The following is a 23,332-nucleotide window of genomic DNA, read 5'->3' as shown; positions in this document are numbered from 1 at the left end:
GGCACATCGTGCTCGCCACCGACCCACGGAAAGTGGGCGTCGAGGAGGAATTCCACCTCATCGATCGCAAGACCCGGCGCCTGACCACCCGCGCGCCGGAGTTGCTGGCACGACTTCCCGACGGGGTGTTCGTCGACGAACTCCAGCAGTGCGTCGTCGAGGTCAACAGTGGTGTGTACGCAGACCTCGACGGCCTGCGGAACGACCTGGAGCGGCATCGGAGAGTGCTGATCGACGCGGCCGAGGGGCTCGGCATCGGCGTGGCGGCCGCGGGCTCGATGCCGCTGGCGCTGCCCGCCGAGATGCACGTGACGGGAACGCAGCGCTACCGGCGCATGCTCGCGGACTATCAGGTGCTCGCCCGCGAGCAGCTGATCTGCGGCACACAGGTTCACGTCGACCTGCCCGACCGCGACGAGGCCGTGCAGGTCGCGCACCGCGTCGCTCCGCACATGCCCGTCCTCCTGGCGCTCAGCGCGAGTTCCCCGTTCCGGTCCGACGGTGCGGACACCGGCTATGCCAGCGCGCGGACGCTTCTGTGGTTGCGCTGGCCGAGCACCGGTCCGGCCGCGCCCGTCTCCTCGGCCGCCGAATACGGCACGCTGATCGACGACCTGGTCGCCAGCGGGGTGATCAGTGACCCCGGTATGGCGTACTTCGACGTCCGGCCGTCGGTGAAACTTCCGACCCTGGAGTTGCGGGTGTGCGACAGCTGCCCGCGACTGGACACGGTCATGCTCGTCACCGCCCTCTTCCGTGCGCTCGTGGAACGTGAGGTGCAGGGATTGCGCGCCGGGACGAAGGGCGTCGAGGTCGTTCCGACCCTGACCAGGGCGGCACTGTGGCGGGCGGCGCGGTCGGGGTTGGAGGAGGACCTCGTCGACGTGACGGTTCCGCAGGCACGTCCTGCGGCGGACCTCGTCGGCGACTTCGTGAATTCGCTGCGGCCTCAGCTCGAGGAGACCGGGGACTGGGACACCGTGGTGGAGCTGTCCGCCGAGGCCACCGCCCACGGCAGCTCCGCCGCCCGGCAACGTCGGGCGCTCGGTCGCCGTGGCCGGCTCACCGACGTGGTGGATCTGCTGCTCGCGGAGACGGCGGGCCGCTCCGAGCACCTTCCCGAAGTGGAGGCGCCACCCGCGCCGCGCGAGCTCGGCCCGAGGTCGACCGGTGCCGGCCGAAGCCGGCGATATTGGAGCGCGCGGTTCTGGGACCGCGGCGACACCGCCGACATGACGTGGACGGAGTCGACGGAGCTCGACGAGAAGAAGCTGATCGAGTGGCGCCGGGACCTGCACGCGCACCCGGAACTGTCGTTCGAGGAACGCAGGACCACCGGCGTCGTGCGCGCCCACCTCGTCGGTCTGGGGCTCGCACCCGTCCTGTTGCCCGGCGGAACCGGCCTGTGGTGCGACGTCGGTCCCGACACGGGCGAGTGCATTGCGCTGCGCGCCGACCTCGACGCGCTGCCGATCGCCGAGACGACCGGTCTCCCGTTCGAGTCGAGGGTGCCCGGAGTGTCACACGCGTGCGGTCACGACGCCCACACCACCATGTTGATGGGGGCGGCATCCGTCCTGACGAAATACCCGCCGCCGTCCCGGGTCCGCCTCGTCTTCCAGCCAGGGGAGGAGACGACCCCCGGCGGCTCGGTCGACACGATCGCCGCGGGCGCACTCGACGGGGTGTCGAAAATCTTTGCACTGCACTGCGACCCGAATCTCGAGGTCGGCAAACTGGCCACCCGGACCGGGCCGATCACGTCGTCCAACGACTCCGTCACGGTGCGGTTGTGGTCGGCGGGGGGACATACCGCCCGACCCCATCTGACCGGCGATCTGATCCACGCCGCGGCCGTCCTGGTGACCGGTCTGTCGTCCGTGCTCGACCGCCGGATCGACGCCCGCACCGCGACCGTCCTCACCTGGGGGAAGGTCGCCGCCGGGCAGGTCGCGAACTCCGTTCCCGAGTCGGGTGAACTGGTGGGCACCCTGCGCAGCGCGTCCCATGAGACGTGGGCCTCGCTCGAACCGCTGGTCACGGACACGATCGGTCACCTGCTCGCGCCGTACAACGTGCGGTACGAGCTCTCCTATCTGCAGGGTGTCCCGCCCGTCGTCAACGATCCCGACTGCACCGCCGACCTACGAGAGGCGATCGAATCGGTCGTCGGCTTCGACCACCTGGCCGAGGCACATCAGTCCAGCGGCGGCGAGGATTTCGCGTGGTACCTGGAGAAGGTTCCGGGCGCGATGGCCAGACTCGGAGTGTGGGACGGGACCGGCTCCCGGCAGGAGCTTCACCAGCCGGGTTTCAACCTCGACGAACGCGCCATGATTCACGGGGTCCGAACGCTGGTGGCGCTCACCCGGCTCGAAGACCAGTCCGGGTGAGCGCGGCGTCAGGCCGGTTTGGCGGCGGTATCCGCCAGTTTCGGCACGAGGGCCTCGACGGCGTACGGGAGGCTGAGGACGGTGCCCCAGGTGAGCGCGCCGGAGACGGTGGGGTCGTCGACGAATACGGCCCGCCCCGCCTTCGCCACCGGTAGCGACTGATAGACGGGGTCGGCGGTGATCGTCGCTTCGGCGCCGGGACTGCTGCCCACGTTCCAGACGAGGACGTCGACGTCGACGATGTCGAACTGTTCCTTGCTGATGGTGAACGCGTCCTGATCGCCTGCAAGTTGCGCGATCTGCTCCGGGACGACGAACCCGAGCGACGTCATCAGGCGTGAGCGCGGGTCGTTCGGGGACCGGACGTAGAACGATCCGGCGTCGCCCAGTTCGGCGACCGCGACCGTCTTGCCCTCGAATTCGGGGTGGGCGGCGCGTTGCTGCGCCACCAGGTCGTCCACACCGGCGACGAGGTGGTTCGCCTTCTCGTCCTCGCCGAGGGTGGTGCCGACGATCCGGACGGCGTCCTGCCACGGCATGCCGAAATCGGGGTAGTCCGGCGACGTCGTGACGGTGGGGGCGATCGCCGAGAGCCGTTGATATGCGTCGTCGTCGACGTCGATGTACAGCGCGAGGATCAGGTCGGGGTCGAGTTTCGCGATGGCCTCGTACGCGAAATTGGCCTCACCGGTGAACTGTCCGCGGTTGAAGACCTCGGGGTGCGCCCCGCCGAGCGCGTCCTGGGCCCAGGGCCACGTGGCGTCCGGATAGTCGCCGTACCAGTCGGTGACGCCGACCGGCCGGCGTCCGAACGCGAGGAGCGTGTCCTGGTCGGAGTAGCCGACGGTGACGATGCGCTGGGGGTTGTCCGGGACTTCGGTCGTTCCCTTCTTGTGCGTCACCGTCCGGGTGGTGCCTTCGGTGTCCGCTGCGGTTCCCGAGGAACACGCTGCGGCGACGACGGCCAGGCCGACCCCGGCGCTCACGGTCAGGAACTTGCGGCGGTCGAGCGTTCGCATCCACATACCTCCCTGTAGGTGAGGCTAACCTACAGGGAGTGGCCCCGGCCGTGCATCTGCGGCGGAAACGGGGGAGTCGGATCCGGAATCGGAGGCTGCGGAGGTCCCGGAGGTTCCGGCGGCCCCGGTTGCGGTCCGGGCTCGGGAGGTGCAGGTTCCGGGCCCGGCTCGGGCGGAAACGGGTGAGGCGGTGTCGGCGTCGGCGGCACAGGAGGAGGGCTCGGATCCGGCGGCACCGGCTCCGGGGCAGGCACGGGATTGCCGAGCTCGTCGTGGGCACTCGTCATCAACTGACCACCTTCCGATCGGCTGATTGAGTGGTACCCGGAACGGGCATCCCGCAACCACGGGGCGAGTTGTGGCGGCCCGGGAACAAAACGCGGGATCGGTGCGTTGTCTAGCAACCGTGCCCCGCAAGTGTGGAATTTCACGACACGGGGAACATGAGCCAAAGGGAGGAAGTCATGGCAACCGACTACGACGCACCACGGGTTACCGTCGACGACGAACTCGCCGCGGACTCGCTCGAAGAATTGAAGACACGGAGGAACGACTCGCAGTCGTCCGTCGTCGACGTCGAGGAGACCGACACGGCGGAGTCCTTCGAACTGCCCGGCGCCGACCTGTCCGGTGAGGAACTCACGGTCCGCGTCGTTCCGAAGAGGGCCGACGAATTCACGTGCAGCAGTTGCTTCCTGGTCCATCATCGGTCGCGTCTCGCGTCCGAAGAGGGCGGACAGCTGATTTGCCGCGACTGCGCATAGGAGGCCCGAGTGGCCGAGGTCAGTAGAACGTTCACCGTCGCCGCACCGCTCGAGAAAGTCGTCGCGTACCTGCGCGACTTCGCGAACACCACGGCCTGGGATCCCGGGACCGACACGTGCGAGCAGACCACCCCCGGTCCGGTGGCGGTGGGCACGCAATGGCGCAACGTGTCGTCGTTCTTCGGGCGCAAAACCGAACTGACCTACCGCATGACCCGCGACGAGCCCGATCACGTCGTCTTCGAGGGTCGCAACGACTCCGCAGCCACGTCGGACGATCTGGCGTTCGAAAAGGTGGACGACACCTCGACGTCGATCACCTACCGCGCCCATCTCGAATTCACCGGCCTGGCGCGATTCGCCGACCCCGTCGCCCGCCTCGCATTCGAGGTGCTCGCGGCCAAGACCGTCAAACAGATGACCGGGGTCCTCGAAGCGAGGTAAGCGGATCATGCATCGACAAGCGCCCTCACTCTCGACGAGTGAGGGCGCCGCTACGTGTCAGGGATCGATCAGCTGAGGTGATGCACCTCCTGCAACCCGTAGACCGGTGTCGGGATCTCCTCGTGCCGGGCCTTGAGCTGCAGAGCGAGGTACAGCGAGTAGTGCCGCGACTGGTGCAGGTTGCCGCCGTGGAACCACAGCGCTTCCTGCTGGGTCGGCTTCCACATGTTGCGCTGCTCGCCCTCCCACGGCCCCGGATCCTTGGTGGTGTCGGAGCCGAGACCCCAGCACTTTCCGACCTTGTCGGCCACTTCCTGACCCATGAGGTCGGCGGCCCAGCCGTTCATGGACCCGTAGCCGGTGGCGTAGACGACGAGGTCGGCCGGCAATTCCGTCCCGTCGGTGAGCGCCACGGCGTTCTCGGTGAGGTGGTCGACCTGTCCGGACACGAGGTGGATGCTGCCGTCGGCGACGAGTTCGGATGCGCCGACGTCGATGTAGTAGCCGGAGCCGCGGCGCAGGTACTTCATGAACAGACCGGACCCGTCGTCACCGAAATCGAGCTTGAATCCGGCCTTCTCGAGCCGGTCGTAGAAGTCCTTGTCCCGTTCGGCGATCTTCTGATAGATCGGGATCTGGAACTCGTGCATGATCTTGTACGGCAGCGACGCGAACGTGAGGTCGGCCTTCTCCGTCGTCATGCCCGCCGCGACAGCGCGCTCCGAGTAGAGGTCGCCGAGGCCGAGGTCCATCAACGAGTCCGACTTCACGATGTGCGTGGACGAACGTTGCAACATCGTCACGTCGGCGCCGTTCTCGAAGAGCGCCTTGCAGATGTCGTGAGCCGAATTGTTGGCACCCACGACGACGACGCGCTTCCCCACGTAGGCGTCCGGACCGGGGTGCCGGCTCGAATGGTGCTGCTCGCCCTGGAAGACGTCCTGGCCCGGGAACGAGGGAACGTTCGGCTTGCCCGACATGCCGGTGGCGAGCACCAACTGCTTCGGGTGGAGCACCACGTCCTCGCCGTCGCGGTCGAGGACGACGGTCCACTCCTTGGTCTCGTCGTCGAACGTCGCGGACGTGCAGGTGGTGGACGACCAGTACGGGATCTCCATCACCTTGGTGTACATCTCGAGCCAGTCGCCGATCTTGTCCTTCGGCGCGAAGACCGGCCAGTTGTCCGGGAACGGCATGTAGGGCAGGTGGTCGTACCAGACCGGATCGTGCAGGCACAGCGACTTGTACCGGTTGCGCCACTGGTCGCCGGGGCGTTCGTTCTTGTCGACGACGATGGCCGGGACCCCGAGTTGGCGCAGCCGCGCGCCGAGCGCGATGCCGCCCTGGCCGCCGCCGATCACGAGAACGTACGGCTGGCGGGTGTAACCGAGTTCCCGCTCCTCGATCTCCCGCTTCTCCGCCCAGCTCTGGGTGTCGCCGCCGGAGCCGTGAACAGCACCCTTGACGCGGTTCCGTCCGCGGCGTTCCTCGTGGCCCTTCAACTCCTGCATGGTGGTGAGGAACGTCCACGCCTCGTCGCCCTTCAGGCGCAGGTGCCCCTTGCCGCGGCCCGTCGCCGTCTCGAACTCGATCCACGCCGAGGTGACGCCGTCGGCTTCGTCCGGTGTCTCGGTGGTGCGGAAGGTGACGGGGTCGGTGTCGTCGAGGCGTGCGTGCAGCATCGCGGCGACGGCGTCGCGTCCCTCGACCGTCTTGAGGTTCCAGGTGAACGCCACCAGGTCCCGCCAGAAGCTGTCGACTGCGAACATGCCCGCGGCGCGGTCGACGTCGCGCTCGGCGAGAGCGGATTCGAAGCTCGCCAACCACAGGTCGACTCGTTCCTGAGGTGTCAGGGACGTCTGCACCGCAGTCGGCTGGACCGTCTGTGTCATGTACCTCTCCTTCGCTTGGTATGTGACATACAGCACACTCCGGAGTGGGGCGGGCGGCAAGCGTTGCATCGTGTTGCAGTCCCCGCCCGTGAGTACTTGTTAACCGCGGGCGGTTAACAAGTACTCACGGGGCGCGAATGTCGAAATCCGTGCTGGCTCGTTCGACGTACTGTGTGAGTCCACGGCAAGAAGGCCTGGACCGACCACAATCGAGGAGGAAATCATGCGAGTCATGGTGATGATCGAGGGTGCAGGTGCCGACGAAGACAAGATCGCGCCGACCGAGGAAATGCTGGCTGCGATGGGTGCGTACAACGAGGAATTGGTGAACGCGGGCATCATGCTCGACGGCCAGGGTCTGAAGCCGACCAGCGCCGGGGCGCGGGTGGTGTTCGAGGGCGGCACGACGTCGGTGGTCGACGGCCCGTTCACCGAGTCGAAGGAGATCATCGCGGGCTACTGGATCTGGGAGGTGCGATCCCTCGAAGAGGCGATCGAGTGGGTCAAGAAGTGCCCCGCCGACTCCGGCACCGGTTTGCGCCAGCTGATCGAGGTGCGGCCGATCTTCGAGTCGGAGGATTTCGGGGACGAGTTCACGCCGGAACTGCGGGAGAAGGAAGAGGCACTCGCGGCGCGGATTCGTGAGCAGCACCCGAACGGCTGAGTCCGGTGGATGTCCAGCGCACGGTCGAGGCGGTGTGGCGCATGGAGTCTCCGCGCCCCATCGCGTCGCTCGCCCGCCTCGTCCGTGACGTCGGGATCGCCGAGGAGATCGCTCAGGATGCGTTCGTGCTCGCGCTCGAACAGTGGCCGGAGCAGGGCGTCCCCGACAAACCGGGTGCGTGGCTGACGGCCACCGCCAAGCACAAGGCGATCGACCGTATTCGCCGGGAGCGGTCGCGGCAGTCGAAGTACACGGCGATCGCCGCCGATCCGTCCGCGCAACCGCCGAGTGCGATGCCCGCGCCGGACGCCGTCGACGGCGTGGAGGACGACCTGCTGGCTCTGGTCTTCGTGGCGTGTCATCCCGTGCTTCCCCGGGAATCGCGTGTGGCATTGACCCTCCGATTGGTCGGGGGTCTGCGCACCGACGAGATCGCGCGGGCGTTCCTCGTCCCCCCGGCGACGATGGGTCAGCGGATCAGCAGGGCCAAGCGGACGCTGTCGGAGGCGAAGGTGCCGTTCGAAGTGCCCGCACGCGAGGAACTTCCGGCGCGGTTGTCGGCGGTGCTCGAGGTGGTCTATCTCGTGTTCAACGAGGGGTACTCCGCCACATCGGGCGAGTACTGGATTCGGCGTGACCTCGCGTCGGAGGCGATGCGGCTCGCCCGTGTTCTCGCCGGCCTGCTGCCCCGGGAACCGGAGGTGCACGGACTGGTGGCGCTCACCGAGTTGCAGGCTTCACGGTTCGCCGCCCGCGTGGGTGCCGACGGTGAGCCGGTCCTGCCGCAGGATCAGGACCGGTCGCGTTGGGACCGAACCCTTCTGACGCACGGCAATGCTGCACTGGAACGGGCTGTCGGGCTCGGCCGCCCGCTCGGCCCCTACTCGCTGCAGGCCGCGATCGCCGGGTGTCATGCCAGAGCGCCACGGTTCGAGGACACCGACTGGGAGGCGATCGTCGCCCTGTACGACGCGCTGGCGCAGGTGGCGCCGTCGCCGGTGGTGGAACTCAACCGTGCGGTGGCGTTGCTGCATTCGGACGGGCCCGAGGCCGCGCTCGCTGCGCTCGACGCCGTGCGGGACGACCATCGGCTGGCGCGGCACCACCTCTACGGCGCCGTGCGGGGCGAAGTCCTCGAACGCCTCGGCCGCTACGACGAGGCGGCCCGGACCCTCGAGGACGCCGCGGCGACCGCGCCCACTCGCCGTGAACGGAACCTCCTCATGGCTCGCGCCGCCGCCGCGTCCGAGCACGGGGATCCGCGCCCCTGATCGCACGGTTGCGCACGGATTCGCCGGAAACCGATGCTATTGCGTGCGCATCCGGCGATTCGATCGGCAAACGTCGGAGGGTCCCGCGCCGGTCGATCAGGATCCCGGCTGCGGCTGCTGCGACTTGTGATCGCCGAACGGTTGGTCGCGTTCACGGACGGCCTCTCGGAATCCGACGGTGGCCGAGCGCAATTGGAACGCGTACCCCTCGCGGGTGTGCCGGGACATCCCGTCGAAGACGGTGCTCACCATCGTCGAGTTGGCGACGCCCTGCGCCAGCAGTGCGCTGTTCAGTGCGAGTTTCACCATCATCAGCTGATTGATCGGCATTCTCGCGATCCGCTCGACGAGGTCCTCGGTTCGGCGGTCGAGTTCCTCCGCGGGCGCCGACTCCACCGCGAGTCCCCACTCGGCCGCCTGCCGTCCCGTGATGCAGTCGCCGGTGAGGAGCAGTCGTTTCGCCCGCTGGTCGCCGAGACGGTGCGCCCACATGCCCGCCGCCGGCACACCCCACACCCGGGTCGGGGGATAGCCGATCTTCGTGTCGTCCGCGGCGACGATCTGGTCGCAGTACAGCGCGATGTCGGTGCCGCCGGCGACGCAGAATCCGTGGATCTTCGCGACCGTCGGCTTGTTCGCGTGGAGCAGGCTCGCGAACCCGCGGTTGAACCGGCTCATCATCGCGTAGTCGGCCATCGGATCCCAGTTGCCGAACGGATTGTGGTTGCGCGCCTGAACGATCGGATCGAGCACGGTGCCCGTCGTGCGGTCCGGCCCCTCGCCGGTGTGGCCGCCGTGCTCGGCGAAGATGCCCAGGTCGTATCCGCCGCAGAATCCCTTACCGCGCCCCGACAGCAGGATCACGTGGACGCGGGGATCGAGGTCGGCGCGTTCCACGGTGGCGGCGAGTTCCACCGGAGTGTCGGCGGTGATCGCGTTGCCGTGGTCGGGACGGTTGAACGTGATCCGGGCGATGCGTCCGGTCACCTCGTAGGTGAGCGTCCGATACTCCGTCGGGTCGTCCGCCCGATCCGGTTCACGATCCGCGAACAGGGAATCGCCGCCCTCGTCCCAGCCGTCGCGCCACGCCGCAGGGCGGGTGCCGGCGTGGTCGCCGGGGCCGGTCACGACCCCACCTTGGGAGTGGCGCGGTCGATGATGGCGGCGGTGTCGACGCCGGTCGGCAACGTCCCGAACACGGTGCCCCAGTCGCCGGACAGCCGGCTGACGCAGAACGCGTCGGCCACCGCGGGGTGTCCGTGGCGGATCAGCAACGACCCCTGGAGGGCGAGCGCCATGTCGCCGACGACCCGCCGCGCCCGGTGCTCGAGTGTGTCGAGATCGCCGAAACTCGCCTTCAGGTTCGTGACGGCGGTGTCGAGTCGCGCGTCGGCTCCCGCGGTGGAATCGAGTTCGTCGAAGAAGACCTGAAGCGTCTGCGGCTGTTTCGCCATCGCACGCAGAGTGTCGAGGGCGGCGACGTTGCCGGATCCTTCCCACACCGACAGCAGGGGAGCCTCCCGGTACAGCCGCGGCATCCGCGATTCCTCCACGTACCCGTTGCCGCCCAGGCATTCCAGGGCCTCCGCGGCGTGGATCGGACCGCGTTTGCAGACGAAGTACTTGCTGACCGCCAGCGAGATGCGACGCAGGGTGTTCGCGTGCTCGTCGCCGGCGGTCGCCCGGTCGGTGAGCGCGGCCAGCCACAGGGCGACGGTCGTGGCCGCCTCCGACTCGACGGCGAGGTCGGCGAGCACGTTCCGCATCAGCGGCTGATCCACCAGGTGGGCGCCGAATGCGCTGCGGTGCACGGCGTGGTGCGCGGCCTGCGCGGTGCCGACACGCATGCCGGTGGCCGTGCCGATGGTGCAGTCGAGGCGGGTCATGTTGACCATCTCGATGATGGTCGGAACGCCGCGGCCTTCCTCTCCGACCAGCCAGGCCACGGCCTCGTCGTACTCGACCTCGCTGCTGGCGTTGGAATGGTTGCCGAGCTTGTCCTTGAGGCGCTGCAGGTGCATCCGGTTGCGGGTGCCGTCCGGCAGCACCCGGGGCAGGAAGAAACACGACAGACCGCCCGGCGCCTGGGCCAGCACGAGGAACACGTCGGACATCGGCGCCGCCGTGAACCACTTGTGCCCGGTCAGGAGATAACTGCCGTCGGACTGCGGGACCGCGCGGGTGGTGCCCGCGCGGACGTCGGAGCCGCCCTGCTTCTCCGTCATCGACATCCCGGCGATCAGTCCGGCCTTGGTCAGCGGAGGGTGCAGCGCCGGATCGTACACCCGGGCGGTGAGCAACGGTTCGTACTGTTCCGCGAGCTCACGGTTGTGGCGCAGGGCGGGGACGACGGCGTACGTCATGGAGATCGGGCAGCCGTGACCGGCGTCGACCTGGCCCCACACGGCCATTTTCGCGGCCCGGACCAGGTGGGCGCGCGGGTGCGGGTCGGCCCACGGTGCGCCGTGCAGGCCCATCTCGACCGCGGTGGTCATCAGCTGGTGGTAGGCGGGGTCGTACTCCACCTCGTCGATGCGGTTGCCGTAGCGGTCGTGGGTGCGCAGGACGGGAGGGTGCGCCTCGGCGAGGTCGCCCCAGCGCTGGGCCGCCTCGCTTCCGGCGAGGCGTCCGACGTCGTGCAGTTCCTCGAGCGCGTCGTGTGCGCCCTCGCGTTGCAGCGCTTCGAGGATCGGTGCGTAATCGGCCGCGTCGAAGTTGACCAGTGGCGGCACCTGGTTGACGACCTCGTGTGTGGCACTCATGTCGGGCTCCCGAGGGATCGAAGGGTGAAGGTGAGCAGGGCGGGGATGATCGCTTCGTCGGCGGCACCGCGGGCGAGGGGCAGAATCAGCGCTTCGCCGATTGCTCCGACGATGCAGGCGGCGGTCACCGACGCGTCCTGGTCCGGGATCTCCCCGGCCTCGACGGCGGCGGCGATGGCGACCGCGAGGGCATCGCGGAACGACTCGCGGAACAGGAGGCGTTCGGTGTCGACCTGCGGGTCGACGGGTTCGACGAGCAGCGCGTACGCCAGGGTGGGGGCGCGCAGCGCGCGTTCGGCGAACGTGCCGACGGAGGCGGATACCGCTGCGACGCACCGACCCTCGGCGCCGCGGGCGGCGTTGCCGGATTCGACGGCGGCGCTCACCTCGCGACTGCAGACGATGCGGAAGACTTCTGCGAACAGTTCGCCCTTGTTCGAGAAGTGCCGGTAGACGGTGCCGGTGCCGACCCCCGCCTCGGCCGCGACCGCGGAGATCGAGCACCCGGCGTAACCGTGGCGGGCGATCAGCCCGATCGCGGAATCGATGAGGGTGGTGCGGAGTGCGTCCAGGCGTTCCTGGATGGCGGGTGTGCGCCGGTAGGCCATATTCAAGGAGTGAACACCCGTTCCGTTCTTCCGTCAAGGGTGCTAGCGTCGGCTACACCAGCGAGGAAAGGCGCACTCGATGACTTCCGACGTGGTACTCGTCCGCAAGGACGGCCCGGTCACGACGATCAGCCTGAACCGGCCCGAAGTCCGCAATGCCGTCGACCGGCCCACCGCCGATGCACTCGCCGACGCCTTCCGTGCATTCGACGCGGACGAGGACGCGTCCGTCGCGGTGCTCCACGGTGAGGGCGGAACATTCTGCGCCGGAGCGGATCTCAAGGCGATCAGTTCCGGAACCGGGAATCGCGTGGCGCCCGACGGCGACGCGCCGATGGGCATCTCCCGGATGAGGTTGTTCAAACCGGTGATCGCCGCGATCGACGGGCACGCGGTGGCAGGCGGTCTCGAACTGGCGCTGTGGGCCGACCTGCGGGTCGCCGGCGCGGACGCCGTCCTCGGAGTGTTCTGCCGGCGCTGGGGCGTGCCGCTCATCGACGGCGGAACCGTCCGCCTGCCGAGGCTCATCGGGGAGGGCCGCGCGATGGACCTCGTCCTCACCGGACGGCCGGTCGACGCCGACGAGGCCCTGAGCATCGGGCTGATCAACCGGAAGGTCGCGGCGGGGGAAGCGCTCACCGCCGCCCGGCAACTGGCCGCCGAGATCGCCGGCCTGCCCCAGGTGTGCCTGCGGCAGGACCGCTTGTCGCTGCTCGAGCAGTCGGGACTGACCGAGGATCAGGCCATGCTGAACGAATTCCGGCACGGTGCGATCTCTCTGGCCAACGGAACGGTCGAGGGTGCAGCACGCTTCGCCGCCGGGGCAGGCAGGCACGGTGATGCTGCGCCCGTGAGTACTTATTAACCGCCCGTGGTTAACAACTACTCACGGGTGAGGTTCCGGCGCACGGTCTGGTGTGCGTACCTGCTCGCGCTGGGCGTCACGATCTACACGCTGGGGCTGCCCACCGACCGCATCTACCAGGCGACGTGGATCGTCGCCGGCCTCGTCGCCTTCACGATCGACCGGCCGTGGCAGGACCATCTGCGCGTCGTGCGGGACTGGTTGCCGCTCATCGCCGCTCTCGTCGTGTACGACCTCAGCCGTGGCTTCGCCCATGAACTCGGGATGCCGGTGCGGGCGGAGGAACTGGTGTCCGTGGAGAGCTGGCTCTTCGGGGGCACCATCCCCACGGTGTGGTTGCAGGAGAATCTCATGCCCCCGGCGGGTGAGCTGCCGTGGTGGACTCTGCTCACGGGAATCGTCTACACCAGCCACTTCATCGTTCCGTGGGTGGTCGCGGCCGTCTTCTACGCGTACTCGCGCGACCTGTGGTCGGGGTACATGCGGCGGGTGCTGCTGCTGTCGTATCTCGGCCTGGTCACCTACATCCTGCTGCCGTCCGTTCCTCCGTGGCTCGCTGCCGAGGGGGACGTGATCTCCGGCAGCGTGGGCCGCGTCGCCGGATTCGGATTCGGTGTGGTCCCCACGGATGTCAGCACGCGGTGGCTGGAGGCGCAGAGCAACCCCGTCGCCGCGCTGCCGTCCCTGCACGCGGCGTTCGCCCTGCTCGTCGCCGTCGCGCTCTGGCCGTTCGCGAAGAACGTGTGGTCGCGGGCGCTGCTGGCCGCATACCCGCTCGCCATGGCGTTCGTATTGGTCTACGGCGGCGAGCACTACGTGGTGGACGTGCTGGCGGGATGGGCGTACCTGGGCCTGGCGATCCTGCTGGCACGGGCGTGGGAGTCCCGGACGACGGCGTGGCCCCGCCGAGCCGTCACCGCCGGCCGCCCGCGGCGTCGCTGGTGACCGACACCTCGTCGAGAATGGGCTGGAGGAAGGGCAGGATGCGGCCTACGATCGCCTCGTTGTAGGCGACCGGTTGCTGGTTCGGATTCGCGTGGCCGGTCCCGTCGAGCTTCGCGACCAGCAGCGCGCCGTCGGTCCCGCCGGACTGTTCGACGAGGATCTTCTGCGTGTAGTCGACGTCGACCACCGGGTCCTTCCACCCCGCGCGGGGACGCACGAACACGATCCCGGGCCGCGGCTTGTCGTCCGTCTCCGCCGCCAGCGACTTCAGGTTGTCGATGGCACCGGACGCGACGATGGTCTTGAACTGCGATTCGATCAGCCCGTTGCTCGCCACGTCCTCCGACAGCACCTTCTCGGTGAGGACCTCGTCGATGACGTCCCGGAACTCGTCGACGTCGACGTGCGGATACCAGTCCGACTTCGTGTCGAGGAACCTGCTCTGCCGGGCCGCGGTCTCCACCAGCAGGCGCATCGTCCGGCTCTCCCGCGCACCGGGGAGCCAGCCGATCCACCGCAGCATGTCCTCGCCGCTGTCCCGGCTTCCGGCCCGGACGGCGTGCAGGTCCACCGGGGTGCAGTCGAGCACCACTCCGATGAGGTTAGCGTCCGTGTCCTGGTAGATGTGCTGCGCGACTTCCAGAGCGACGACGCCGCCCATGCTGTGCCCGGACAGGACGATGTTGTCGATGCCCTCGTCGGCCGCGCGGGTGGCGATCAGTTCGCTGATCACCTTGGTGTCGATACCGCCGTTGTCGTATTGGACCGCCCATACCCGCCCGATCCGGTCGTACGACGACAGGGTGCGGGCGGTGTCGGTGGCATCCTTGTTGCCCAGCCCGACGAGGTCGACGACGGCGGTGTCGTGGTCGGCGGGCGACTGCGCGTCGTACACCTCGTGGATCTGTGGCTGGGTCAGTGCGAGGCGCTCGCGTTCGGGTTGCACGTCGTGAACCCAGTACTGTCCTCCGGCCAGGAGCAGGGGGACGGTCCCGAGCGCGACCGCGGCGAGGAAGCGCCGGGTGCGACCGAATTTCTGCCACTGGTGACCGAGCCGTGTCGCATGCAGACGCGCCGTGCGGCGGTCGTCGTTCCAGTCGGCCACGGTGGACGGATGGCGTGTCATTCTCTCCGACATCCACACCGATGGTACGCGCGGGAGCAGAGGGGCCCGGCTACGCGCGGGCGAGCTGGGTGTACTCCACCCCGGTCACCTCCACGGACTTCTCCCACAGGGCCGCCGCGAGTTTCGTGTTCCGTGCCCCACCGGTGCGCGGCGAACGCGCCACCGGTCCGCGAACTCCGAACAGGTCGTTCGGGCCCAGGTAGTCGTCGGTGCGGACGTCGGGCATGGTCGCCGCGTACAGCTGTCCGAGCGCGCCGTCCTTCTCGTCGTTGCCGATCACCCGCAATCCGAGGTGGGTCACGGCGAGAGCCCCCGGTATCGGCGGGACCATCGAGTCGAAGAGATTGGTGGCGGCGATGCCGGGGTGCGTCGCCACCGAGAGGAGCGGAAGTCCGGCAGCCGCACTGCGCCTGGCCAATTCGCCACTGAACAGAAGGTTGGCGAGCTTCGACTGGTTGTACGCGCCCATCCGGGTGTACTTGCGGCGGTCGAAGTTCAGGTCGTCGAGCACGATCCGGCCGCGGCGGTGCGCGATGCTTGCGAGGGTCACCACCCGCGGTGCGGGAGCGCCGAGGAGTGCCGGGAGGAGCTGTCCGGTGAGCGCGAAGTGCCCGAAATGATTTGTGCCGATCTGCAGTTCGAACCCGTCGGTCGTGCGGCCGAAGGGGACGGCCATCAGGCCCGCGTTGTTGATCAGCACGTCGATCTGCGCTGCGACCTCGCAGGCGTGCTGCGCCGCGTCGCGGACCGAGGACAGGTCGGTGAGGTCCAGCGGAACAAGTTGGTGCTCGGCATCGCTGCCCGCCTTGCGGATCCGTGTGAGTGCGGCGGCGCCGGTCTGCAGATTGCGGCACGCGAGCAGGACCGTCGCGCCCGCACCGGCGAGGGCCGTCGCGGCGTGGAGTCCGAGGCCGTTGTTCGCGCCGGTGACGAGGACGGTCTTCCCCCACTGGTCGGGGATGTCGTCGAACCCGAAGTGCCTGTTGTCGAGTGGTGTCATGAAGGAACCGTCTCCTCGGGGTGCTGTCAGATGTCCAGGACGACGCGCTCGCCCTGGGTGCGTTCGACGCAGAGCAGCATCTGGCCGGAGGTCCAGCCCTCGTGCTCCACGCCGACGGCGCAGGTTCCACAGAACCCCTGCCGGCAGGAGAAGGCAAGCCCGGGACGCACTTCGGAAATCGCGTCGAGCGCAGTCCGGTCGGCGGGGACCTCCACCACCTCACCGGTGCGGGCGAGTTCGGCCTCGAACGGCCGCCCGTCGATGATTGGCGGGGGCGAGAACCGCTCGTAGTGGAACTCGACACGAGACGGCAGGGCGTCGTCGATCGCCTCGATCATCGGTATCGGGCCGCAGCAGTACACCGCGGATGTATCGGTCACCGCGCGGAGCAGCTCTGCTGCGGTAGGCATTCCGCCGTCGTCGTCGGTGCGCACCGTCACCCGGTCGCCGAACTCTTCGAGCTGGTCCAGGAAGGGCAGCGACTCCCGGTTACGGCCGGTGTAGACCATCGACCAGTCGAGGTCGAGGCGATGGGCCAGGCGCACCATCGGGAGGATGGGGGTGATCCCGATTCCGCCCGCGACGAAGTGCAGGCCGTCGGCGGTCGATCCGTGTCCGGGCAACGCCAGGGGGAACGCGTTGTACGGGCCGCGGACCTTCACCGAGGTTCCGGGGTGCAGGACGTCGTGGACCTCGAGCGAGCCCCCGCCGCCGTCGGGAATGCGCCGCACCGCAATGGTGTACGCGCGACTGTCCGCCGGGTCTCCGCACAGGGAGTACTGACGCCTGCGCCCGGACGGCAGTTCGAGGTCGAGATGCGCGCCCGGCCGCCACCGGTCGAGTTCGCCGCCGTCGGGGGCGGCCAGGGTCAGGCTCACGACGTTCTCGTCCGGGGCCACCACTCTGCGCTCACGCACCAGCATCCGCCGGCAGCCGTCGCTGACTGGTGGGGTGATGTCGGTGCGGTACAGGAAGCGCAGCGACCGCATGTACGCGGTGGCGACACCGGCGACGGCACGCAGCAGCGGGTCGCGTTGCCGCTTCCCCCACAGATCGCCCGGTACGGAGGTCGGTGCCGGATACGTCGGAGTCACTACGCCGCCGCCCTCGCGGCAGGCGACTTGGCCAGATAGGCGATCGCCTGCGCCGTGTCGCCCTCGGCCTGCGGTGAGTACCGGGGGTCGAGGTATCGGAGGGCGCCCCGGAACAGGCTCGACAGTCCGGGCAGGGAGCCTCGGCGCATCGCCGCGAGCAGCCCCATCCACAGGGAGAAGTAGCCGCGATCGGGCATCGTCGGGTCGGCGTGCACGATGAACTTGAGCCCGCGCGTCATCACCACCAGGAACGCGAGATACGACACCAGCATCGCGAGGTTGCGCCGGACGTACCCCACCCCGAAGTACATGGCGACGTCGTGAGCGACGTTGCGATGTTCGACCTCCTCCGCGCCGTGCCAGCGGTACAGGTCCGTCATGGCGGGGTCGGCGTCGAAGTCCTCGAGGCGCGCGTTCAGGATCCAGTCGCCCAGGAATGCCGTCATGTGCTCGATGGCGCCGATGAATGCGAGCCGTTCGACGAGCTGCTGACGCTGAGCGCGGGCGCTGCCCATCTCCCTGCGGCCCAGCACCTTCCTCATGAGGTATTCCGACTGCAGCACGAACGGCCGCGGATCCACGTCGTGTGCGTCAAGGAACTCGTACAGCACCACGTTGTGGGTCTCGGCGTGCATCGCTTCCTGCCCGATGAACCCTCGGACGTCGGCGCGGAGTCGGTCGTCGTTGATCAAGGGCAGGGCCTCGGTGAACGTCGCGCAGAACCACCGCTCCCCCTCGGGAAGGATCAGGTTGATCGCGCTGAGTGTGTGGGAGGCGATCGGTTCGCCGGGAATCCAGTGCAGCGGGGTCCGGGACCAGTCGAACTTCACGTTGCGTGCCTGCAGGGTCACGTCACCGGGGTCGACGTCGATCGCGTCGGCCTTCTTTCCGTTCCGCAGTGCCATCAGTGATCTCCTCGAAGTCGGCTTCGGGCGAGGGGCGCCGTTCGGCCGCGTGGCCGCCGGTACCGCGAGACACGATGAGCGTTACTCGCGGTTACGTTTTGTGCGAGTCGAGTGTCACACCGGCGAACTTCGGTGTCAACCACTACTGCCGTTGCCGGAACACGGTCCCGTACCCTGGGTATCGGCACAGGTCCAACGAGCAATCGGAGCCCAGGCGAAGTGGCAGAAACAGACACCCCGCGGTCGTGGGACCGGCGGGCACGCGCCCGTGAGGAGTTCATCGACGCCGCCTACCGGGTGATCGACACGCACGGCCCACGCCCGAGCATGAACGACATCGCCAAGGAGGCGGGGGCGACGAAGCCCCGGCTGTACCGGCACTTCGCAGACAAGGCCGACCTCTACAAGGCCATCGCCGACCGCACCACCCGCGACGTCTACAAGCTGGTGGCACCCAAATTCAACTTCCTGCTCACCACACCGCACGAGGCGCTGAACCACGCCATCACCGGCTACGCCGAAGTGGTCGCCGAGCACCCGAACGTCTTCCGCTTCCTGGCGGACGGCGAGCTGAAGCAGGACGGCGCGGGATCCGCCCTGTCCCTCGACGTCGAGCGCGACCTCACCGACCGGCTGGCCGGCGTCGCGTCGACGATCTTCGAGTCCGTGTCCGCCGAAGTTTCCGACGTCCGGTTCACCGCCCGCGCCGCGGTCGGGATCATGGTCTCGACCACCGACCTGTGGCTCGAGTCGTCGAAGGGTTCCGCGAAACCGGACACCGAGTACTTCGTCGGCCAGGTGGCGCCCCTCGTGTGGGGCGTGCTCGACGCATTCCTCCGCCGCAACGGGATCGAACTCGATCCCACCGAACCGCTCTACCTCGCGCTTGCCCGCATCAACGCCCCGTGAGTACTTGTCAACCGCCCGCGGTTGACAAGTACTCACGGCGGAAGCGACTGGACTCGGGGCAGAGGGCGGCGACCGGGGCGACGTCCGCCGCGTAGTCGACGTCGCGGAGCGTCGGCAGCGACAGCACCTCGGCGCCTGCCGCGAGGAGGGCCTCCCGGGTGAGGCGTCCGGTGTCCGGGCTCGACGTGGGGACCGGGCGTATCGCCTCCGTCGCGACCGCGTCGGGCACGCCGAGGATCCACCACCCGCCGTCCTCCGCGAGTCCGAGGACGCATCGGCCCTTCCGCTCGGTGAGCAGGTCCGCCGATTCCGTGAGCAGTTCCGCCGTCACCTGCGGTGTGTCCATACCGATCTGAAGAATCGGCAGGCCGAACGCGGCGAACGCGTCGGCGTGGGCATTCACCAATCGCTCCGCGAAATCCGCACCCCGTTGCGGCAGCACCGTGAAACAGTCCAACGCCGCCGCGATGTCGGTGCCCCGCACGGCCCGGCCGAGATCGCCGGTCATCGCCACCGCCCGCCGCGCGACGCGGACGCCGGTGACGGCGTCCAGGGTGTCCAGCAGCGAGGCGGCGGCGAGGTCGGCGGCCCGGGCGTCGCCGACGTCCCGCGCGAGCCGGGTCTTCGCGAACCCGGGCACCGGTGCCTTCGCGACCACCAGTACTGCGACGTCGAGGATCATCCGATCACCTTCCAGAAGTCGTGGACGGCGACGACGGTGCCCTTCAGTGAACCCGACACCTTCGACGCGCCGGCGGTGCGCGGCCGGTAGGTGATGTCGCGCTCCACGACCCGCCAGTGGGCGCGGCCGGCGAGCACGAGAAGCTGCAGCGGATAGCCCGACCTGCGGTCGTCGACCCCCAACGCGAGGAGGTCCTGCCTGCGTACGGCTCTCATCGCCCCGAGGTCGTGGACCGGGAGGCCGTACCGGCGTCGGAGTCGTGCGGCGACGACGGCGTTGCCGATCCTGCTGTGCAGCGGCCACGTTCCACGCCGATCGGCGCGGCGCCGCCCGACGGCGAGGTCGGCGCCCGATTCCAGCGCGGAGACCAGTCGAGGCAGTTCGCCCGGGTTCATCGAGCCGTCGCCGTCCAGCACGCAGACCACCGGAGTCTGCGCCGCCAGCACCCCGGCGTGCACGGCCGCACCGTATCCCGGGACAGGCTCCCGCACCACCGTCGCACCGTGCGTGCCCGCGACTGCGGCGGTGTCGTCGGTGGAGTTGTTGTCCACCACCACCGTCCGGTAGTCGCGGGGCACCGCGGCCAGCACTCCGGGCAGGGACCCGGCCTCGTTCATGCACGGGATGACGACGGTGACGTCCCGCGCTGAGATCGGCGCGCGCTCAGACACGGGGAGGTCCCGCCGGCGCAGCATCCCTCAGGGGTGCGTGTGCGAACGCCGCGATCCCCTCGGCGGGCATGATCCGAGCCAGGAAGCCCAGTCGCTCGCGGGCCAGGCGGGGGTCGGCGACGATGTGCCGCACGTCGCCGGGTCGGTATTCGCCGGTGACGACGGGTTCGGGCCCTCCGTACGAACGCGCGAGTGTCGCGGCCACCTCGCCGATCGTGATCGGTTGTCCCGAGCACACATTGAACGCCGAGAATCCCGGCATCGCAGCCTCGACCGCGGCCACGTTCGCCGCCGCGACGTCGTGGACGTGCACGAAATCCCTTGTCTGCCGACCGTCCTCGAACACGCGCGGAGGGTCGCCGTTTTCGAGGGCGGAACGGAACATCGCGGCCACCCCGGAGTACGGGGTGTCACGCGGCATGCGATCGCCGTAGACGTTGTGATAGCGCAGAGCCGTCACGGAACCGCCGGTGGCCAGCGCCCAGGCGAGTGCGTAGTGCTCCTGGGCGACCTTGCCTGCGGCGTAGAGACTTCGCGGCCGCAGAGGCGAGTCCTCCTCCACGAGTGTCCACTCCAGGGGATCGCCCGTGTCGGGATCCCTCTCGTCGAAGATTCCCGCGGCCAGGTCCTCGGTCCGGCGGGCGAGCGGCTCCACGAACTCGCCCCGCCCGTTGCGATACCTGCCGTCCCCGTAGACGACCATCGAGGACGCGAGTATCAGCTTCCCGCAACCCGACTCGTGCATCGCGGCGAGCAGTGTCGCTGTACCGAGATCGTTGTGGCTGGCGTAGGCCGGGGCATCGCTCACATCCACACCGGCACCGACGACGGCGGCCTGATGGCACACGGCGTCGACACCCCTCAGCAGTTCGATCAGAGCGGGGAGGTCGCGGACGTCGGCGCGTCGGACACCGTCCGGCGGCTCGACGTCGGCACCGTGCGCGGACGGGAGCAGCGCGTCCACGGCCACGACGTCGTGGCCGGCGTCGGTCAGCGCGGTGCGGACGTGGCTGCCGATGAATCCTGCTGCGCCCGTGAGTAGTACCCGTGTTTCCGTCATGGCAGCTCGATCGGCAGGTTCACACCCTCGTGGACGCGGCAGGTTTCGCAGGGGCCTTCGGGGGCGGCGGCGATCGCGGACCGCACCAGCGTCTTCAGGGGTCCGAGGTTGCGCTGGAACTCGGCGAACACGTCCACGGCGCGCACACCGTCCCCCGACTCGATCCCCGCGTCGAGATCGGTGACCAAAGCGATGGTGGCGTAGCACATCTCGAGTTCCCGGGCGAGGACCGCCTCGGGGTGGCCCGTCATGTTGACGAGGGTCCAGCCCTGCCGGGCGAACCACACGCTCTCCGCCCTGGTCGAGAACCGTGGCCCCTCGACCACCACCAGCACACCGCCCTCCACGGTGCCCGGCCGGGCGGCGGCCTTGCGCAGGTCGGAGCAGTACGGGTCGGCGAACTGGACGTGCACGCCGCCTCCGTCGAAGTACGTCTGCGTGCGGCCGCTGGTGCGATCGACCAGTTGGTCGGGCACGACCATCGAGCCCGGGCCCAGGTCGGGGGTGAGGCTGCCGGCGGCGCAGGGTGCGAACACCTGCCGCACGCCCAGCGTGCGCAGCGCCCACAGGTTCGCGCGGTACGGGATGGTGTGGGGCGCGAATTCGTGCCGGGCGCCGTGGCGGGGGAGGAACGCCACCTGCCTGCCCTCCACGTCGCCGACCGTGATCGGGGCGCTGGGGTTGCCGTACGGAGTGTCGATCGTGACTTCCACGGCGTCCGCGTCGAAGAACGAGTAGAAGCCGCTCCCGCCGATCACGGCGACGTCCGCGCGGGCCGGTTCGCGTGCACTCATTGCGGTCATGCAGTCAATCCTCCGTCGTTATGCTGGGCGCGAGTGCGACTTTCGCCGAAGGAGATGACGTCATCGGATCCCCGCAGCGCGCCGAGGAGCGGAATTTCCCGTACCGCGACGTCGTGGGCGCCGCGCTCGCTCTGATCCTGGTGGTGGTCGCGTTCGTCGTCCCGCGCCTGGGAAACGAGACGATCACCCCCATCGTCCACCGCACCGCGGAGAGTGTGCGGGACTTCGCGGACGCCGCGCCGCTGTTCGGGTTCCGCGACGTGCACGTCGGGTGGGGGACGCCGATCGCCGTCGCGGTCGCGGCGGCGGTCGTGCTGTGGGGGCCGGGCCTGGCGCAGACGCTGGCGTGGCGTCGTCTCACGGTGGGAGTGTGGCTCGTGTCCGCACTGTGGGCGATGGCGCTCGCGCTGGTCGACGGCTGGCAGCGCGGGTTCGCCGGGCGCCTGACCTCCACCGACGAGTATCTCCACGAGGTTCCTCGTGTCACGGACATCCCCGCGACGCTGCGCGGCTTCGCGGACCGGATCCTGGACCTGCAGCCCGATTCGTGGACCACCCACGTGTCCGGGCATCCGCCCGGTGCGCTCCTGACGTTCGTCTGGCTCGACCGGATCGGGCTCGACGGCGGTGCCTGGGCGTCCGCGCTGTGCGTCGCGGTCGGGTCCAGCGCCGGTGCCGCCGTGATCGTCGCGATCCGTGCGCTCGGTGACGAGGCCATGGCTCGGCGCGCGGCCCCCTTCCTCGTCCTCGCACCCGCCGCGATCTGGGTGGCGGTGTCGGCGGACGCACTGTTCGCCGGCGTGGTCGCGTGGGGGATCGCCCTGCTGGCCCTGTCCGCGACCCGGACCGTCCCGATCCCCGCGCTCGTCGCCGTGGCGGCGGGCGTCCTGCTCGGCTTCGGTGTCTACCTCAGCTACGGGCTCACACTGATGGCGATTCCGGCGGTCGCCGTCCTGGTGATCGCGCGCACGGCCCGCCCGCTGGTCGGCGCTCTCACCGGCGCGCTCGCGGTGGCGGCTGTGTTCACGCTGTACGGATTCTGGTGGTTCGACGGCTACCAGCTGGTGCAGGAACGGTATTACCAGGGCATCGCGTCGGATCGCCCCTTCGCGTACTGGGGCTGGGCCAACTTCGCGTCGCTCGTCTGCGCGGTGGGGTTGGCGGTGCCCGCCGCGCTGCCCCGGGCGTTCGCCTGGTCCCGGGTGCGGGCGCGGTCGCCGGTTCCCGTCCTCGTGCTCTCGGCGCTGCTGGCGGTGGTGATCGCCGACCTGAGCGCGTTGAGCAAGGCGGAGACCGAGCGGATCTGGTTGCCGTTCGAAGTGTGGCTTCTCGCCGCCCCCGCCCTCCTGCCGCGCGGAAGCCACCGGTTCTGGCTCGCGGTGCAGGCCGCCGGTGCGCTGGCCGTCAACCATCTGCTGTTCACGAACTGGTGACGGCCGGCGCATCCCAGGTGCC

At 69.1% G+C, this 23,332-nt stretch carries 22 protein-coding genes; 9 read left to right on the top strand and 13 right to left on the bottom strand.

Annotated elements, in window-relative coordinates:
* Window positions 1–8 precede the first annotated feature (8 nt).
* Window positions 9–2,393, top strand: a complete 2,385-nt coding sequence (locus WKC72_RS00800) for a glutamate--cysteine ligase (RefSeq protein WP_037229198.1) — start codon at window positions 9–11, stop codon at window positions 2,391–2,393.
* An 8-nt stretch (window positions 2,394–2,401) separates the two neighbouring features.
* Here the strand turns inward: WKC72_RS00800 and WKC72_RS00795 are convergent, their stop codons facing one another.
* On the bottom strand, window positions 2,402–3,418 hold the full coding sequence (locus WKC72_RS00795) for an iron-siderophore ABC transporter substrate-binding protein (RefSeq protein ID WP_370181485.1): 1,017 nt from the start codon (window positions 3,416–3,418) through the stop codon (window positions 2,402–2,404).
* Window positions 3,419–3,876: 458 nt separating this feature from the next.
* On the opposite strand from WKC72_RS00795, the gene WKC72_RS00790 reads away from it, so the two are divergent.
* Together WKC72_RS00790 and WKC72_RS00785 are read left to right on the top strand one after the other, a co-directional pair.
* Window positions 3,877–4,176, top strand: a complete 300-nt coding sequence (locus WKC72_RS00790; protein ID WP_005248611.1) for a DUF4193 domain-containing protein — start codon at window positions 3,877–3,879, stop codon at window positions 4,174–4,176.
* Between the two features lie 9 nt (window positions 4,177–4,185).
* The gene (locus WKC72_RS00785) at window positions 4,186–4,620 is read left to right on the top strand and encodes an SRPBCC family protein (protein ID WP_370181484.1); all 435 of its coding nucleotides are present in this window, start codon (window positions 4,186–4,188) and stop codon (window positions 4,618–4,620) included.
* 68 nt (window positions 4,621–4,688) lie between these two features.
* Here the strand turns inward: WKC72_RS00785 and WKC72_RS00780 are convergent, their stop codons facing one another.
* Window positions 4,689–6,512, bottom strand: a complete 1,824-nt coding sequence (locus WKC72_RS00780; protein ID WP_370181483.1) for an NAD(P)-binding domain-containing protein — start codon at window positions 6,510–6,512, stop codon at window positions 4,689–4,691.
* 223 nt (window positions 6,513–6,735) lie between these two features.
* Here WKC72_RS00780 and WKC72_RS00775 point away from each other — a divergent pair, with 223 nt between their 5' ends.
* Window positions 6,736–7,176: a YciI family protein gene (locus WKC72_RS00775; RefSeq protein WP_037229185.1), complete on the top strand. Its 441-nt coding sequence runs from the start codon at window positions 6,736–6,738 to the stop codon at window positions 7,174–7,176.
* Window positions 7,177–7,181: 5 nt separating this feature from the next.
* Entirely contained in the window at window positions 7,182–8,447 is a 1,266-nt protein-coding gene (locus WKC72_RS00770) for an RNA polymerase sigma factor (protein WP_370181482.1), read from the top strand.
* Between the two features lie 96 nt (window positions 8,448–8,543).
* Here the strand turns inward: WKC72_RS00770 and WKC72_RS00765 are convergent, their stop codons facing one another.
* From WKC72_RS00765 to WKC72_RS00755, 3 genes are read right to left on the bottom strand one after another with little or no spacing between them, the layout of a single operon-like run.
* On the bottom strand, window positions 8,544–9,575 hold the full coding sequence (locus WKC72_RS00765; protein WP_112300577.1) for a crotonase/enoyl-CoA hydratase family protein: 1,032 nt from the start codon (window positions 9,573–9,575) through the stop codon (window positions 8,544–8,546).
* Window positions 9,572–11,209 (bottom strand): acyl-CoA dehydrogenase family protein, encoded by a 1,638-nt coding sequence (locus WKC72_RS00760; protein ID WP_370181481.1) that lies wholly within the window; start codon window positions 11,207–11,209, stop codon window positions 9,572–9,574. The genes WKC72_RS00765 and WKC72_RS00760 overlap by 4 nt, the downstream gene beginning before the upstream one ends.
* Entirely contained in the window at window positions 11,206–11,817 is a 612-nt protein-coding gene (locus WKC72_RS00755; RefSeq protein WP_370184229.1) for a TetR/AcrR family transcriptional regulator, read from the bottom strand. Before WKC72_RS00755 ends, WKC72_RS00760 begins: the two co-directional genes overlap by 4 nt.
* A 79-nt stretch (window positions 11,818–11,896) precedes the next feature.
* On the opposite strand from WKC72_RS00755, the gene WKC72_RS00750 reads away from it, so the two are divergent.
* A complete protein-coding gene (locus WKC72_RS00750) occupies window positions 11,897–12,682 on the top strand; it encodes a crotonase/enoyl-CoA hydratase family protein (RefSeq protein WP_370181480.1) in 786 nt (261 codons plus the stop codon).
* A gap of 6 nt (window positions 12,683–12,688) precedes the next feature.
* The gene (locus WKC72_RS00745; protein ID WP_370181479.1) at window positions 12,689–13,627 is read left to right on the top strand and encodes a phosphatase PAP2 family protein; all 939 of its coding nucleotides are present in this window, start codon (window positions 12,689–12,691) and stop codon (window positions 13,625–13,627) included.
* Here the strand turns inward: WKC72_RS00745 and WKC72_RS00740 are convergent.
* From WKC72_RS00740 to WKC72_RS00725, 4 genes are read right to left on the bottom strand one after another with little or no spacing between them, the layout of a single operon-like run.
* Complete coding sequence (locus WKC72_RS00740) at window positions 13,596–14,765, bottom strand: alpha/beta fold hydrolase (RefSeq protein WP_370181478.1); 1,170 nt, start codon at window positions 14,763–14,765, stop codon at window positions 13,596–13,598. The genes WKC72_RS00745 and WKC72_RS00740 overlap by 32 nt on opposite strands.
* Before the next feature lie 37 nt (window positions 14,766–14,802).
* Window positions 14,803–15,753 (bottom strand): oxidoreductase, encoded by a 951-nt coding sequence (locus WKC72_RS00735; protein ID WP_370181477.1) that lies wholly within the window; start codon window positions 15,751–15,753, stop codon window positions 14,803–14,805.
* A 26-nt stretch (window positions 15,754–15,779) separates the two neighbouring features.
* Window positions 15,780–16,847, bottom strand: a complete 1,068-nt coding sequence (locus WKC72_RS00730; RefSeq protein ID WP_370181476.1) for a 2Fe-2S iron-sulfur cluster-binding protein — start codon at window positions 16,845–16,847, stop codon at window positions 15,780–15,782.
* The gene (locus WKC72_RS00725; RefSeq protein ID WP_128640210.1) at window positions 16,847–17,752 is read right to left on the bottom strand and encodes a metal-dependent hydrolase; all 906 of its coding nucleotides are present in this window, start codon (window positions 17,750–17,752) and stop codon (window positions 16,847–16,849) included. The genes WKC72_RS00730 and WKC72_RS00725 overlap by 1 nt, the downstream gene beginning before the upstream one ends.
* A gap of 219 nt (window positions 17,753–17,971) precedes the next feature.
* Between WKC72_RS00725 and WKC72_RS00720 the strand changes: the two genes are divergently transcribed.
* Entirely contained in the window at window positions 17,972–18,661 is a 690-nt protein-coding gene (locus WKC72_RS00720) for a TetR/AcrR family transcriptional regulator (protein WP_268791910.1), read from the top strand.
* Between the two features lie 7 nt (window positions 18,662–18,668).
* Here WKC72_RS00720 and WKC72_RS00715 read toward each other — a convergent pair whose 3' ends face one another.
* Genes WKC72_RS00715 through WKC72_RS00700 form a run of 4 tightly spaced genes read right to left on the bottom strand, consistent with a single transcriptional unit; the run spans window position 18,669 to window position 21,877 of the window.
* Window positions 18,669–19,343 (bottom strand): DUF2064 domain-containing protein, encoded by a 675-nt coding sequence (locus WKC72_RS00715; RefSeq protein ID WP_112300570.1) that lies wholly within the window; start codon window positions 19,341–19,343, stop codon window positions 18,669–18,671.
* A complete protein-coding gene (locus WKC72_RS00710; RefSeq protein WP_268791909.1) occupies window positions 19,340–20,038 on the bottom strand; it encodes a glycosyltransferase family 2 protein in 699 nt (232 codons plus the stop codon). The genes WKC72_RS00715 and WKC72_RS00710 overlap by 4 nt, the downstream gene beginning before the upstream one ends.
* Complete coding sequence (locus WKC72_RS00705; RefSeq protein ID WP_128640207.1) at window positions 20,007–21,074, bottom strand: NAD(P)-dependent oxidoreductase; 1,068 nt, start codon at window positions 21,072–21,074, stop codon at window positions 20,007–20,009. Before WKC72_RS00705 ends, WKC72_RS00710 begins: the two co-directional genes overlap by 32 nt.
* A complete protein-coding gene (locus WKC72_RS00700) occupies window positions 21,071–21,877 on the bottom strand; it encodes an S-methyl-5'-thioadenosine phosphorylase (protein WP_370181475.1) in 807 nt (268 codons plus the stop codon). Before WKC72_RS00700 ends, WKC72_RS00705 begins: the two co-directional genes overlap by 4 nt.
* A gap of 20 nt (window positions 21,878–21,897) precedes the next feature.
* Between WKC72_RS00700 and WKC72_RS00695 the strand changes: the two genes are divergently transcribed.
* Entirely contained in the window at window positions 21,898–23,310 is a 1,413-nt protein-coding gene (locus tag WKC72_RS00695; protein WP_370181473.1) for a hypothetical protein, read from the top strand.
* Window positions 23,311–23,332: the final 22 nt, after the last annotated feature.

The organism is Rhodococcus wratislaviensis (genome assembly GCF_041228765.1).
GTDB classification, from domain to species: Bacteria; Actinomycetota; Actinomycetes; order Mycobacteriales; family Mycobacteriaceae; genus Rhodococcus_F; species Rhodococcus_F wratislaviensis.
The sequence above is the reverse complement of the archived record's forward strand: the minus strand, read 5'-3'. Positions and strand labels throughout refer to the sequence as shown.

What these genes read in the sequence shown, in the direction of transcription:
- WKC72_RS00795 (WP_370181485.1), bottom strand. Translation starts at nt 3,418, where the DNA reads ATGTGGATGCGAACGCTCGACCGCCGCAAGTTCCTGACCGTGAGCGCC.
- WKC72_RS00790 (WP_005248611.1), top strand. Translation starts at nt 3,877, where the DNA reads ATGGCAACCGACTACGACGCACCACGGGTTACCGTCGACGACGAACTC.
- WKC72_RS00780 (WP_370181483.1), bottom strand. Translation starts at nt 6,512, where the DNA reads ATGACACAGACGGTCCAGCCGACTGCGGTGCAGACGTCCCTGACACCT.
- WKC72_RS00775 (WP_037229185.1), top strand. Translation starts at nt 6,736, where the DNA reads ATGCGAGTCATGGTGATGATCGAGGGTGCAGGTGCCGACGAAGACAAG.
- WKC72_RS00760 (WP_370181481.1), bottom strand. Translation starts at nt 11,209, where the DNA reads ATGAGTGCCACACACGAGGTCGTCAACCAGGTGCCGCCACTGGTCAAC.
- WKC72_RS00755 (WP_370184229.1), bottom strand. Translation starts at nt 11,817, where the DNA reads ATGGCCTACCGGCGCACACCCGCCATCCAGGAACGCCTGGACGCACTC.
- WKC72_RS00750 (WP_370181480.1), top strand. Translation starts at nt 11,897, where the DNA reads ATGACTTCCGACGTGGTACTCGTCCGCAAGGACGGCCCGGTCACGACG.
- WKC72_RS00740 (WP_370181478.1), bottom strand. Translation starts at nt 14,765, where the DNA reads ATGTCGGAGAGAATGACACGCCATCCGTCCACCGTGGCCGACTGGAAC.
- WKC72_RS00735 (WP_370181477.1), bottom strand. Translation starts at nt 15,753, where the DNA reads ATGACACCACTCGACAACAGGCACTTCGGGTTCGACGACATCCCCGAC.
- WKC72_RS00725 (WP_128640210.1), bottom strand. Translation starts at nt 17,752, where the DNA reads ATGGCACTGCGGAACGGAAAGAAGGCCGACGCGATCGACGTCGACCCC.
- WKC72_RS00715 (WP_112300570.1), bottom strand. Translation starts at nt 19,343, where the DNA reads ATGATCCTCGACGTCGCAGTACTGGTGGTCGCGAAGGCACCGGTGCCC.
- WKC72_RS00710 (WP_268791909.1), bottom strand. Translation starts at nt 20,038, where the DNA reads ATGCTGCGCCGGCGGGACCTCCCCGTGTCTGAGCGCGCGCCGATCTCA.
- WKC72_RS00705 (WP_128640207.1), bottom strand. Translation starts at nt 21,074, where the DNA reads ATGACGGAAACACGGGTACTACTCACGGGCGCAGCAGGATTCATCGGC.
- WKC72_RS00700 (WP_370181475.1), bottom strand. Translation starts at nt 21,877, where the DNA reads ATGACCGCAATGAGTGCACGCGAACCGGCCCGCGCGGACGTCGCCGTG.
- WKC72_RS00695 (WP_370181473.1), top strand. Translation starts at nt 21,898, where the DNA reads ATGCTGGGCGCGAGTGCGACTTTCGCCGAAGGAGATGACGTCATCGGA.